This window comes from Pseudomonas sp. PDNC002 (assembly GCF_016919445.1).
In the GTDB taxonomy this organism is placed as follows: Bacteria; Pseudomonadota; Gammaproteobacteria; order Pseudomonadales; family Pseudomonadaceae; genus Pseudomonas.
Window position 1 is genome coordinate 1,244,835 of sequence record NZ_CP070356.1, and the last position, 12,540, is coordinate 1,257,374.

Genomic DNA, 12,540 nt, shown 5'->3' on the forward strand with positions numbered 1-12,540 from the left:
TTCGATCATGCGTGGATCGATTGGCCCAGGCGGAACTGCTTGGGCGTGACGCCGAAGCGTTTACGGAAGGCGCGGATGAAGTTGCCGCTCTGGCGGTAGCCGATGCGTTCGGCGATGCGCTCGATGGGCTGGTCGGAGGAGCGCAGCCAGATGCGCGCCAGGCTCAGGCCATCGCCCTCCCCGGTCTGCGCGGCGCCGCACCATTGGCGGTGCAGACTCTGGTAGAGGAACTCGTTGGCGCCCAGCAGCGGCGTGTCCAGCAGTGCAGTGGGCAATTGCAGGAACGGCGTCGGCGTGACCTGCCACGGCACGTTCCAGAGCGTCAGCATTTCCTCGCAGCGCTGGCGCGGGCCGATCCCCACGGCGTTGAACACGCCCTGCGGCGAGCGGCCGATCCGCCGCGAGATATTGCGGATCAAGGTGAGCACGGCGGCGTCGAGGCCGAAGTGGTGCAGGTCCTGGGTGACCGGATCGAGGACCAGGCGAGTGTTCTCGCCATCTAACTCCAACCGCGCGTCCACGCAATTGGTCACCGTCGGCACGTGCTCGCAGAAGGCGCGCAGGCTGGTGCCCAGGTCCGGCGCGGAGTCCAGCAGGATATTCAGCCCCTGCAGGCAATGAGTCGCCATGCCGTTGACCAGCTCGCAGCCGAAGTGCGGATTGCCGCTGGCCCGCTCGCACTCGCGCCACAGCTGTTCCACCTGCAATGCCGGAATGCGCGCGCGGTGATCCTCCAGCAGCGCCTCGGCGATGCCGGCGCGCAGCCGCAGGTCGACGGCGCTGAGCCCGAGGCGGGCGGCGTGCAGCAGGATGGTGCTGGCGAAGGCACTGGAAGCGAAGAGCAGGGGGGACATGGCGGGGTACCGGTTCAGCGACCGGTTTACTAGATCAGCTCGCTCTGTTATCCATCAAATTCATTCGACTCAACACTTTGATGCGCAGGATGCATGATGGAACTCCGACAGCTCCGCCACCTGGTCGCCCTCGCCGACTTCCAGAATTACCAGCGCGCCGCCGATGCCATCGGTCTCAGCCAGTCGGCGCTGAGCCGCAGCATCCAGACCCTGGAGCGCGACCTCGATTGCGAGCTGGTGGACCGCCAGAGTCGCGACTTCCGCCTCACCGGCCAGGGCCAGCTGGTGTTGCAGCACGCCCGTCGCCTGCTGAGCGGCACCCGTTCGCTGCGCAACGAGCTGGCGCAGTACAACGGCCTCAATGCCGGCGAGCTGCGCTTCGGCTGCGGGCCCTACCCCGCCCAGCTGCTGGTGCCGGAAGCGATGGCCGACTTCATCCGCGCACACCCGGCCATCGATGTCGGCTTCCTGATGGGCGACTGGGAGCAGATGGCGCAGTTGCTCAAGGAAGAGCAGGTGGAATTCTTCATCGGCGATGCACGCAATTTCGCCGGTGACCCTGACTACCACGTGCGCTGGATGGACCTGCGCCCGGGGCGCTTCTTCTGCCGGCCGGGGCACCCGCTGACCGAACAGGGCACTCTGCGCCTGGCCGCTCTGCTCGATTACCCGCGCGTCGGTACGCGTATCCCGCCGCCGCTGCGCAAAGTGCTGGCCGAGGTGCTCGGCGAGCGTGATTTCCACATGAACGTCGAGTGCGCGCAGTTCGCCGCGATCCTGCATATCGTCGCGCGTTCCGATGCCGTGGGCCTCGCCGCGGTCGAGGCCCTGCACGATCCGGTGCAGCGCGGCGAGGTGGCGATCCTGCAGATCGTCGACGTGCCCCAGGACCGCCCCGAACTGCGCCTGCACTACGGCATCGTCAGCCGCGCGGGCTACGGCCTGTCGCCGGCGGCGCAGGCGATGATCGAGGCGATCTTCGCGGCAGATCGGCGGTTGCCGCGTGGAGGCCATGCGGGTTGATGGGGCGCACCGACGAGATGCTTCTGCGCTTGGGTCGGCCCTCACCCTAACCCTCTCCCAGGGGGAGAGGGGACCGTTCGGAGCAGGATGAAACGTCGGCGTCAGGCGGCACGGATGGCTCCCTCTCCCCTTGGGAGAGGGCCAGGGTGAGAGGAAAGCATCGGCACGGGCTTCCCGAGAAAGACAGTTGCTCCTACGCCTGCTGGACCATCAGGGATGTTGCGTGCTGCCGGCCACCAACAGATCGCCATGCAGCTCGCAGAAACACTCGTCGTGCCAGCCATAGTGCGGGTCACGGCAGATCGAGTGCTTCACCGGCCCCGCCTGCTCGCCCAACGGGACCCGGAGGCTGTCGCGCAACGCGGCATAGATCGAACCGGGCTGCGGCCAGTCGGTTCGTACTGGACCTTCGCCCAATTGGTTGCCGGCACTCAGCTCCGCGCGAAGGATCGCGTCGAGCTCGGGGCACAGGCTGGCGGTAGGGGGTCGCTTCATGGGGTTCCCGCTGTCGATGGCATCCGTTGGCCGCAAGCTTATCCACCGGCCGCATGCCTGGGAACGCTCGACTAGCGCTCCAGCGCGATGCGTCGCTGTGGCTGTTTCTGCAGGCCGGCGAACGCCTGCTGGATACAGGTCAGCGCCCGCTCCATCGCGTGCTCGAAGCGGTAGCGGCTTTCTACATACAGACACAACTCCAGACGCAGCGGTTGCTCCAGCGGCAGCGGACGCTGTTGCAGCCCCAGCAGCTGGGCGACGCGGCTGGGCAGGGTCAGGCCGAACGGCTGGCGGTCGGCGATCAGGCGAGCAGCCAGGGCGCTCTGCACGCTCACGGCGATGCTCCGGCGCTGGCCGCGCAGGCCCAATTCCAGGTCCACCGGCGCGAGGCCTTCGCGGCGCTGCGACACCTGAATCTGCGGCACCCGCAGGTATTCCTCCAGCGTGCGCGGCGCCTGCTGCAAGGCCGCGCCATGGGCGAACACATAGTGGTCGCTGAGCAGGGACAGCTTGCGCAGGCCGCTCTGCTGGGACATCGGCTGGTCGATGTCGATCAGCAGGTCGAGTTTGCCGGTGGCCAGTTCCTGCAGCGCTTCGCGGCGACGAGCCTGGTAATAGCGCACCTGCCAGTCCTGCTCCGGCTGCTCGCACAGCGCATCGAGCAGCAGCGGCTGGAATGCCTCCGGGCAGCTCAGGCGCAGGCTGCGCGTGGGCGTTGTGGCCAGCGCTGCGGGTGTGTGGTGCAGGGCGTCACGCAGACTGTCGAGGGCGTCGCGGACGTGTCCGGAGAGCCGGTGCGCCACCAAGGTCGGCGCCACGCCCAGGTGCGTCTTGACGAACAGCGGGTCCGCGCACAGCAGGCGCAGGCGGCGCAGCGCGTTGCTCATCGCCGGCTGGGTGAGGTTCATCACCTCGGCGGCGCGGGTGATGCTGCGCTGGTGGTAGATGGCGTCGAAGGCCAGCAGCAGGTTGAGGTCCAGTTGGCGTAGGTCGAGCATAGCGAGTACCGCGTTGGGCGCGAAAGCGAGCGGCGGATGCTAGTGACCGCCCTGCCCCGCGCCGTCAGCCCTACAGGACAATTTCCGATCATCCGTGCGCTGCGCCGATGAACGCGGTGCCGGCATTCGTCCGGTGAATGCGCTTCGGCGATGCGCGCGCGGATTGGCATAGTGGTTCTCCCTGTGTCATCACTCTTCGCGGGAGCCCGGCCATGAACGAGTTCGAACACCAACTGCTGGCGGTCAACGGCATCCAGCTCAGCCTCTACAGCTGCGGCCCGGCGAGTGGCAAGCCGGTGTGGCTGCTGCATGGCTTCCCCGAGTGCTGGCACTCCTGGCAGCACCAGATGCGCGCCCTCGCCGCCGCCGGCTACCGCGTGTTCGTGCCGGAGATGCGCGGTTACGGCCAGACCAGCGCGCCCGACGCGGTGGATGCCTACGATGTGCTGACCCTGTGCGCGGATATCCAGGGGGCAATGGACGCCCTTGGCCACGAGCGCGTGGCGATGGTCGGCCACGACTGGGGCGCCCCGGTGGCCTGGCACCTGGCGCTGCTGGAGCCGCAGCGTGTCGAGGTGCTCGCCACGCTGTCGGTTCCCTTCGCCGGCCGCGCCAAACGGCCCGCCGTGGAGATCATGCGCGAGGTGTTCGCCGGCAAGTTCTTCTACATCCTCTACTTCCAGCAGCCGGGGCGCGCCGAGGCCGAACTGGACGCGGACATCGCCATCAGCCTGCGGCACTTCCTCGGTGACAATGTGCGCCTGGCGCCCGACCAGTCGCCCGATGGCCGCCTGTTCGACGGCCTGCCGACACCGCCGGAGCACCTGAGCTGGTGCAGCGCCGAGGACTTCCAGTTCTACGTGCGGACTTTCCAGGGCCGCGGCTTCCACGGCGCGCTGAACTGGTACCGCAACTTCGAGCGCAGCTGGCAGCGCACCGAGCCACTGGCCGGGCGCCAGGTGCAGCAGCCGACACTGTTCCTGATCGGCGACCGCGACCCGGTCGGGCGCTTCGAGGCGTATACCGTGCAGCGCATGCCCGAGCATGTGCCGAACCTCGAACAGCATGTGCTGGAGGACTGCGGGCACTGGATCCAGAACCAGCAGCCGCAAAAGGTGAATGCGTACCTGCTGGACTTCTTCACGCGCCATTACCCGGCCTGAATTCGTTGGCGCTTGTGGGCGTCGGGCGCAATGCGTAAGGTCGGTCGCGCCGCTATCCCGAGCTGCCGAGCCCATGAGCCCACGTCCCGCCGACCTGTCCAACGCCTTCTACGCGCCGACCCTGCTGCCGGCCTTCGAGGAGCTGTTGTCGCGCGGAGTGCCGGGTGAAGACCTGGAGGCGTGCTTCCGCCGTACATTGCTGGAACTGCGCACGCCGCTGGTGCGGGTGCCGCTGTTCCTCGCACGGCGCTTCTGGGACCAGGCCGAAGCGGCCAGCGGCGAATCGGCCATCGGCCTGCTGGCGGGCAAGCGCTTCGCCTCGACCCTGACCAACGGCCTGACCTACCTGTTCGACGTGGCGCCGACCCTGGAATCGGCCTGCGCCTACTTCGCCACCTACTTCCCCTACTTCAACGGCTCGTTGTGCGCCGAGCTGCGCGAGGATCGCGGGCAGATCGCCCTGGTGCTCAGCGAACAGGGCGCCCTGCTTTCCGGCCGGCAGAGCCGCGAATACACGGTGGTGGGTATCTGCAGCCTGCTGCGGCGCAAGCTGCTGGCCAGCGGCATCCAGCAGGACCCGCTGCTGTGCATCGACCTGCCCGGCATCGAGCCGGCCAATGCGCACGTCTACGAACAGGCACTCCGCGTGCCGCTGCGCTGGCGCAGTGAGGCGATCGTCCTGCACCTGTCGCCGGAACTGTTCCGCCGCCCGTTGTCGCCGCCCAACGCCGGGCTGGAGGGCACGCTGGTCGGCCTGCTCGAACAGGCGCGTAGTCAGACCCAGAGCACCTTGCTGGATGAGGCCGCCGACTATATCGCCCGCGAGTTGCCCCAGGGCGCGAGTTTCCAGTCCTTCTGCGAGTCCCGCCATCTGACCGAACGCACCGCCGCGCGGCGGCTGCTCAGTCATGGCTGGCGCTATAGCGAGTTGCTGGACGAACAGCGGCGCTTCCGCGCGGTGGATCTGCTGGAGGATTCGGCGCTGTCCCTGGCGCAGATCACCGACCTGTTGGGCTACGGCGATCTGCAGAGTTTCTCCCGCGCCTTCAGCCGCTGGTATGGCACCAGCCCGGGTGCCTGGCGCGACGCCCTGCCCCGCTGACTCAGGCGCTGCGGCGCATGCCGATGTGCGGGATGTCGTCTTCCAGATAGACCTCAGTTACCGGCGTGAAGCCGTAGCGGCCGTAGTAACCCTGCAGGTGCGCCTGGGCCGAGAGGTAGATCGGCAGGCCGGCCCAGCGCTGGGCGATGGCCTGCAGCGCCTGCTCCATCAGCTGGTGGCCAAGGCCGGTGCCGCGCCCGGCCGGCGCAATCACCACACGGCCGATCACCACGTCGCCGTCATGGCGTTGCGGATCGAGCAGGCGCAGGTAGCCGATCAGCTGGCCATCCTGCTCGACCATCAGGTGGCAGGTGTCGCCGACCAGGTCGAGGCCATCGACTTCCTGGTACGGGCATTTCTGCTCCACCACGAAGACTTCGGTGCGCAGTTGCAGGATGGCGTAGAGCTCATCCTTGGTCAGGTCGCTATGGTGCTTGCAGGTCCAGTTCAGGGCCATGTTCTGTTCACTCCGATCATCGAGAAGGCCATGGTAGCGCGGCTCACACCGGCGCGTGGAAGCGCAGTGTCGCGGACCCGCCCAGGTGCCGGCGCAAGGCTTCGATGGCGACCTTCACCTTGGCCGGCTGGGCGTCGCGACGCGGGGTAACGGCGTAGATGCCGAACGGCGGCAGCGACCACTCCGGCAGTAGTCGCACCAGCTTGCCCTCCTCCAGCGCCTCGCGGACTTCCGGCTCGGGCTGGGCGGAAACGCCGAGGCCGTCGAGGGTGAACTGGCGCAGGGCGATCATGCTGTTGGCGGCCACACGCGCTTCGAGCCGCAGCTTGCAGCTCTCCCCGCCCGGCCCACTGAAGTTCAGATACGCCTGGTGCGCCACGGTGTTCAGCGCCAGCCAGTCAACGTTCTGCAGTTGTTGCGGATGGTCGATGGCCGCGATGCGCCGAACGTACGCCGGCGCCGCGCAGATGACGTTGTTCCATTCCGCCAGATGGCGCGCCACCAGGCTCGAATCGGACAGGCTGCCAACGCGGATGGCGAGGTCGATGCGCTGTTCGATCAGGTCGATCTGCTCGTCATGGAAGAACAGCTGCAAGCGTAGTTGCCGGTGGTTCTCCAGCAGCGGCCGCAGCGCTTCGGTGATCAACTTGCCGGAAAAGCCCACCGGTGCCGCCAGCCGCAGCTCGCCCACCGGCGCCTCGCGCCATTCGCCCAGGCGCTGCTCGGCTTCCTCGGCAATCGCCAGCATCTGCGCGCAGCTGCGGTAGAAGGCTTCGCCGGCTTCGGTCAGTGTCAGCTTGCGGGTGGTGCGGTGTAGCAACGTGACCTGGGCGTGGGCTTCGAGCTTGCGAATCTGCTGGCTGACTGCCGAGGGCGTCATGCCGAGGGCCTCGGCCGCGGCGGCCATGGAGCCGCGCGAGACCACGGTGGCGAACACCGCCATGCCGCGAAGATTGTCCATTGTGAAGCTCCGCTAAAGAGTGAAAGGCAAAATAGCGGGTTTTTCCCTTGATTGCCGGCACCTAGGATGTCATCTCCCAAAATGGAGAAGAGAAACGATGCCTTCGAGCCGTGCCAACGTCCCTACCCCCGATGCCGCGCGCTACCTCAAGCGCCTGTGCAACCACTTCGCCCACAAGCTGCCGGTCGAACTGACCGAAGACCGCGGCGTGCTGACCTTCGATTTCGGTACCTGCCGCCTGCACGCAACGCCCGAAGCCCTGCTGATGGAAGCCGAGTCCGCTGATGCGGAAGGCCTTGAGCGCTTGCAGAGCGTGGTCGTCAGCCACCTCGACCGTTTCGCCTGGAAAGAGGGCCAACTGCCGGTGAACTGGCAAGCCGCCTGAAAATCGCCGACGAAAAACGCAAAAACTGAAAAACCCGGCCAAGGCCGGGTTTTTTGTGGCCTGGAAAAAGCCAGGCGTCGCTCAGGATTTGTGACCAAAGAGTGAAGTATTAGTCACGAAATATTCAGGTGAATCACCGAATTTTACCGACTGACCGTATGAAACAATCCTGTGCGTTTGGTTGCTTTTTGATCAACCTAGAATGTCAATGCTTTGAAACATCTTGTAACCGTGTGGCCACTTTTACCCCGAGTTATCCACACGGTCGATGCGCAAAATCTGTACAGAACGGCCCTTTACCCGGAAAGCGGCCTGGTACGGCCAGCGCTCAACGGCTAATTCGCGTACGCCTGGCACCTCGCTGGGTGAACCGCTGCTGCTCATCTCCAGGTTCGCCAGCGGGCTGACCTGCTCGACGATGTCCTGGATGGCCCGCAGCGCCTTCTCCGGCCCGATCAGCACCACGTAGTGGTCGTAGATGGCGTCCAGGTCGGCCGCCGCCTTGTGCGTCCACTGCAGACTCATGCCAGGCCCCACTTGGCTTCGATGGCGGCGTGTTCCAGCAGGTGGCCGGCATCGGCGTCTGCCACCCCCTCATCGATGGCCGCCACGTGCCAGCTCTGGCGTTCCAAGTACTGCGCCAGGGCCTGGCGCAGGTGATACGGCCGGTCCCGGTGGGTGGCGCGGGCCAGTTGGTCCAGCGCCGCCACGAGGCTGTCATCGGCGCGGAACGAAACAACGGTGGTCACTTTTTGAACAGCTCCGTTTACGCTGTATACAGTGTTTACAACGATAACATACGTATACGAATCAAGCACTTGGCAGGGTAGAAGTTTTTCATCGGCAGAAGTGGCGCAGAGCGCTCCAGGCCCGGTTGGCGCGGGGCGGAGCATCACTTTCGCGCCGGCGAAAGTTGGCTTCCGGCATCGGGGATTTGTTGGCGAGGCGGGGCGCATCAGGCTTGCCGGGCGGCCCACACAACAACAACAGGAGCCCCGCGATGCTGCTCGATTACCTGATCATGCTGGTCTACGCCCTGGGCATGCTTGCCCTGGGCTGGTACGGAATGCGCAAGGCGCGCAACCAGAACGACTTCCTCGTCGCCGGGCGCCGCTTAGGCCCGGGCCTTTACCTGGGCACCATGGCCGCCGTGGTGCTTGGCGGCGCGTCCACCATCGGTACGGTGAAGCTCGGCTATCTCTACGGGCTGTCCGGCCTGTGGCTGGTGTTCATGCTGGGCCTGGGGATCATCGTCCTCAGCCTGGTGTTCTCGCGGCAGATCGCCAAGCTCAAGGTCTACACCGTCACGCAGATCCTCGAGCAGCGCTACCAGGCGTCCTCGCGGCTGATCGGCGGGATCGTGATGGTCGCCTACGACCTGATGGTGGCGGTCACCGCGACCATCGCCATCGGCTCGGTGACCGAGGTGGTCTTCGATGTGCCGCGTATACCGGCGATCCTCTGCGGCGGCGGCATCGTCATCTTCTACTCGGTGATCGGCGGCATGTGGTCGCTGACCCTCACCGACATCATCCAGTTCGTGATCAAGACCCTCGGCATCTTCGCCGTGCTGCTGCCCATGTCGATCCACGAGGCGGGCGGCCTGTCGCGCATGCAGGAGGTGCTGCCGGCGGGCTTCTTCGACCTTGGCCACATCGGCCTCGACACCATCCTCACCTACTTCCTGCTGTACTTCTTCGGCGCCCTGATCGGGCAGGACATCTGGCAGCGCGTGTTCACTGCGCGCAGCGAGAAGGTGGTGCGCTACGCCGGCCTCGGCGCCGGTATCTACTGCATGCTTTACGGCCTGGCCTGCGCGCTGATCGGCGCCGCCGCCCACGTGCTGATCCCCAACCTGGCGGTGCCGGAGAACGCCTACGCCGAGGTCACCCGGCAGGTACTGGAGCCGGGCGTGCGCGGGCTGGTGGTAGCGGCAGCGCTGTCGGCCATCATGTCCACCGCCTCCGGCTGCCTGCTCGCCGCCGCCACTGTGCTGCAGGAGGACGTCTACGCACGTTTCCTGCGCCCCGGTGCGCCCAATGGCCTGCGTGAGAGCCGCCTGTTCACCCTGCTGATGGGCGTGGTGATGCTGGTCCTGGCGTGCCTGGTGAACGACGTCATCGGCGCGCTGAGCATTGCCTACAACCTGCTGGTGGGCGGCCTGCTGGTGCCGATCCTTGGCGCGCTGCTGTGGCGCCGCGCATCGGCCCGCGGGGCGATCGCCAGCATCGTCGTCGGCAGCGTCGTGGTGGTCCTGTTCATGGCCATCGACGGCATCCTCGCCAACACCCCCATCGCCTATGGCCTGCTCGCCAGCCTGGTCACCTTCGTGGTGGTCAGCCTCGCCGGCAAGCCTGCCATCGGCCTGCAGCCGCAGGCCGACTGAATCCCTTTCGCAGCCAGGAGACGAACCGTGACCCATGATTTCCCGCAACCGATGGACGCCGCCGAGATTCCCCGCTTCGCCGGCATTCCCAGTTTCATGCGCCTGCCCATCTTCGAAGACCCGGCCCAGCTGGACATCGCGCTGCTCGGCGTGCCCTGGGACGGTGGCACCACCAACCGCGCCGGCGCCCGCCATGGTCCGCGCGAGGTGCGCAACCAGTCCAGCCTGATGCGCAAGGTGCACCATGTCAGCCACATCGCTCCCTACGAGCTGGTGCGCGTCGGCGACATCGGCGATGCGCCGGTGAACCCCATCGACCTGCTCGATTCGCTTAAGCGCATCGAGGGCTTCTACCGGCGCATTCACGCCGCTGGCGCCATCCCGCTGTCGGTGGGCGGCGACCACCTGGTGACGCTGCCGATCTTCCGCGCGCTGGCCGCCGAGCGGCCCATCGGCATGGTGCATTTCGACGCCCATTCCGACACCAACGACCGCTATTTCGGCGACAACCCGTACACCCATGGCACGCCGTTCCGCCGCGCCATCGAAGAGGGGCTGCTCGATCCGAAACGCACGGTGCAGATTGGCATCCGCGGTTCGATCTACGACGCAGACGATGAAGCCTTTGCCCGGGAGTGCGGCATCCGCGTGATCCACATGGAAGAGTTCGCCGACCTGGGTGTCGAGGCAACGCTGGCTGAGGTGCACCGCGTGGTGGGGCAGGAGCCGACCTACGTGACCTTCGACGTCGATGTGCTCGACCCGGCCTTCGCGCCCGGCACCGGCACGCCGGAGATCGGCGGCATGACCACGCTGCAGGCCCAGCACATGATCCGCGGCCTGCAAGGTCTGAACCTGATCGGCGCGGATGTGGTGGAAGTCTCGCCGCCGTTCGACCAGGGCGGGGCGACTGCGCTGGTGGGCGCGACCATGATGTTCGAGCTGCTCTGCGTGCTCGCCGACTCGCTGGCCGCTCGCCGCTGACCGCGATGGGGGTTCACGCGACGGCGTCCTCGGCGCTATAACGAAAGGCCTGCGCCCGCCGCCGCGAGAACTCCCATGCTGGGCAATCTTTCCGATATCGACCTGCGCCTGCTGCGCACCTTCTGCACCATCGTCGAGGCGGGCGGCTTCACCGCCGCCCAGGTGCGCCTGAACACCAGTCTGTCGCGCCTGAGCGTGCTGGTGCGTGATCTCGAACTGCGCCTGGGCTATTCGCTCTGTCGGCGCGGCAGCAGCGGCTTCCAGCTCACCGATGAGGGCCAGGAGCTGTACGAGGCGGCGCTGGGCCTGTTCGTCGACATCGAGCGCTTCCGCGAACAGGTCACCGGCCTGGGGGGGCGCGACCGTGAAACCCTGCACCTGGGCTGTGTCGATGGTGTGCTCGGCCAGCATTGCTGGCCCCTGCCACTGGCAATCCAGCTGTTCCGCCGGGACTGCCCGCGGGTGCGCCTGAACCTGCATACGCAGCGCCCGGATGAACTGGAAAACGCCGTCCTGGAAGAGCGCCTGCAACTGGCCATCGGCGCCTTCCACCACCGCTTGTCCGGCCTTCGCTACCAGCCCCTGTTCAGCGAGGAGCAGAACCTTTACTGCGCCCGCGAGCATCCGTTCTTCGCCCGCCAGGACGACGAGCCGACGCTGGAGCAGATCTGCGCCGCCGAGTATGTCGGGCGCGGCTACATGGCGGAAAGCCGGCGGCCCCACGGCCTGGTGTTCAGCCGCGCGACCAATGCCTACAGCATGGAGGCCATCGCCAACCTGGTGTTCAGCGGCACCTTCATCGGCTACCTGCCGAGCCACTACGCGAGCGAGTGGGTGGCCGATGGTCGGTTGCGCGCGATCCGTCCGGCGCAACTGGCCTATGTCTCGGAATTCCATTGCGTCACGCGCCAGGGGGCCGAGCCCGGCGAGGCGCTCGCGGCTTTCCTCGATGCGCTGGAGCGCGCCCAGGCACGACTGGGCAATGGCGTGGCGCTGGCATGAACGCCTTGCGCGCCTTGCACGACGAAGGCTTCGTCCTGTTGCGCGGCCTGCTGGGCGTGGCGCAAGTCGCTGAGGTGCGCGCACTGATCGACGACCTGCGGCCGCTGCACTGGGACTATGAGGGCCTGGTGGATCACTACAAATGCGTGTTCAACCGTTCGCCGCGCTGGCTGCCGTATCTCGATCCGTCGGGGCTTATCGAGCTGGCCGAAGCGGCGCTGGGCGATGACTGCCATGTGATCGGCCAGACCGCCTGGCGTTGCCACCCCGGCTTCATCGGCGCAGAGCTGCATCAGGACTATCTGCCCGTGGCGCTGCCCGCCGTCGATGTGCCGATGTTCATCTGCACCGCGCAGATCTACCTCGACGATATCGACGAGGCGCTGTGCCCGACCTGGGTAGTTCCCGGCAGCCATCGCGCCGGCCGCGCGCCGCAGCCGGACGAGTACGAGTGGCAGGGCAGGGCCGCCGAACCGGTGCTGTGCCGCGCCGGCGACTGCCTGCTGTTCCGCAGCGACTTGTGGCATGCCGGCAGTCGCAATACGAGCCAGCGCACGCGCTATCTTCTGCAGGTGCACTATGGCCGGCGCATGGTCGCGCAGAAGTTCTCGCCCTACCTGGACTGGGCGTTCAACCCCCAGGTATTGGCCGCCTGCACGCCGCGCCAGCGCCGTCTGCTGGGTGACCATGAGGCGGCGGAATACGATTGAATCACTGCGTCCGGGAGGAC

15 protein-coding genes are annotated in these 12,540 nt (G+C 66.7%); 8 read left to right on the top strand and 7 right to left on the bottom strand.

The window, feature by feature from the left end:
• Positions 1-5: 5 nt before the first annotated feature.
• Entirely contained in the window at positions 6-854 is an 849-nt protein-coding gene (locus JVX91_RS05700) for an AraC family transcriptional regulator (protein WP_205338390.1), read from the bottom strand.
• Between the two features lie 96 nt (positions 855-950).
• Between JVX91_RS05700 and JVX91_RS05705 the strand changes: the two genes are divergently transcribed.
• Positions 951-1,877, top strand: a complete 927-nt coding sequence (locus tag JVX91_RS05705) for a LysR family transcriptional regulator (protein WP_205338391.1) — start codon at positions 951-953, stop codon at positions 1,875-1,877.
• Positions 1,878-2,087: 210 nt separating this feature from the next.
• Here the strand turns inward: JVX91_RS05705 and JVX91_RS05710 are convergent, their stop codons facing one another.
• Together JVX91_RS05710 and JVX91_RS05715 are read right to left on the bottom strand one after the other, a co-directional pair.
• A complete protein-coding gene (locus JVX91_RS05710; protein ID WP_205338392.1) occupies positions 2,088-2,372 on the bottom strand; it encodes a hypothetical protein in 285 nt (94 codons plus the stop codon).
• 71 nt (positions 2,373-2,443) lie between these two features.
• Positions 2,444-3,370 carry a LysR family transcriptional regulator gene (locus JVX91_RS05715; RefSeq protein WP_205338393.1) on the bottom strand — a complete coding sequence of 309 codons (927 nt, stop codon included), beginning with the start codon at positions 3,368-3,370 and terminating at the stop codon, positions 2,444-2,446.
• A gap of 212 nt (positions 3,371-3,582) precedes the next feature.
• On the opposite strand from JVX91_RS05715, the gene JVX91_RS05720 reads away from it, so the two are divergent.
• Together JVX91_RS05720 and JVX91_RS05725 are read left to right on the top strand one after the other, a co-directional pair.
• On the top strand, positions 3,583-4,533 hold the full coding sequence (locus JVX91_RS05720; RefSeq protein WP_205338394.1) for an alpha/beta hydrolase: 951 nt from the start codon (positions 3,583-3,585) through the stop codon (positions 4,531-4,533).
• Between the two features lie 73 nt (positions 4,534-4,606).
• Positions 4,607-5,635, top strand: a complete 1,029-nt coding sequence (locus tag JVX91_RS05725; RefSeq protein WP_240201706.1) for an AraC family transcriptional regulator — start codon at positions 4,607-4,609, stop codon at positions 5,633-5,635.
• Between the two features lies 1 nt (position 5,636).
• Here the strand turns inward: JVX91_RS05725 and JVX91_RS05730 are convergent, their stop codons facing one another.
• Entirely contained in the window at positions 5,637-6,092 is a 456-nt protein-coding gene (locus JVX91_RS05730; RefSeq protein ID WP_205338395.1) for a GNAT family N-acetyltransferase, read from the bottom strand.
• A gap of 43 nt (positions 6,093-6,135) precedes the next feature.
• Complete coding sequence (locus JVX91_RS05735) at positions 6,136-7,053, bottom strand: LysR family transcriptional regulator (RefSeq protein ID WP_205338396.1); 918 nt, start codon at positions 7,051-7,053, stop codon at positions 6,136-6,138.
• Between the two features lie 97 nt (positions 7,054-7,150).
• On the opposite strand from JVX91_RS05735, the gene JVX91_RS05740 reads away from it, so the two are divergent.
• Complete coding sequence (locus tag JVX91_RS05740) at positions 7,151-7,438, top strand: DUF2218 domain-containing protein (protein ID WP_205338397.1); 288 nt, start codon at positions 7,151-7,153, stop codon at positions 7,436-7,438.
• A 243-nt stretch (positions 7,439-7,681) separates the two neighbouring features.
• Here the strand turns inward: JVX91_RS05740 and JVX91_RS05745 are convergent, their stop codons facing one another.
• Positions 7,682-7,963, bottom strand: a complete 282-nt coding sequence (locus JVX91_RS05745) for a type II toxin-antitoxin system RelE/ParE family toxin (RefSeq protein ID WP_205338398.1) — start codon at positions 7,961-7,963, stop codon at positions 7,682-7,684.
• The gene (locus tag JVX91_RS05750; RefSeq protein WP_169935257.1) at positions 7,960-8,187 is read right to left on the bottom strand and encodes a CopG family ribbon-helix-helix protein; all 228 of its coding nucleotides are present in this window, start codon (positions 8,185-8,187) and stop codon (positions 7,960-7,962) included. Before JVX91_RS05750 ends, JVX91_RS05745 begins: the two co-directional genes overlap by 4 nt.
• Before the next feature lie 251 nt (positions 8,188-8,438).
• Between JVX91_RS05750 and JVX91_RS05755 the strand changes: the two genes are divergently transcribed.
• The 4 genes from JVX91_RS05755 to JVX91_RS05770 all read left to right on the top strand — a co-directional run bounded on the left by JVX91_RS05755 (position 8,439) and on the right by JVX91_RS05770 (position 12,520).
• Positions 8,439-9,824, top strand: a complete 1,386-nt coding sequence (locus tag JVX91_RS05755) for a sodium:solute symporter (protein WP_205338399.1) — start codon at positions 8,439-8,441, stop codon at positions 9,822-9,824.
• 27 nt (positions 9,825-9,851) lie between these two features.
• Entirely contained in the window at positions 9,852-10,808 is a 957-nt protein-coding gene (gene speB, locus JVX91_RS05760) for an agmatinase (protein WP_205338400.1), read from the top strand.
• Between the two features lie 75 nt (positions 10,809-10,883).
• Positions 10,884-11,810: a LysR family transcriptional regulator gene (locus JVX91_RS05765; RefSeq protein WP_205338401.1), complete on the top strand. Its 927-nt coding sequence runs from the start codon at positions 10,884-10,886 to the stop codon at positions 11,808-11,810.
• Positions 11,807-12,520, top strand: coding sequence for a phytanoyl-CoA dioxygenase family protein (locus JVX91_RS05770; protein WP_205338402.1), 714 nt, complete (start codon positions 11,807-11,809; stop codon positions 12,518-12,520). Before JVX91_RS05765 ends, JVX91_RS05770 begins: the two co-directional genes overlap by 4 nt.
• The last annotated feature ends 20 nt before the right edge of the window (positions 12,521-12,540 follow it).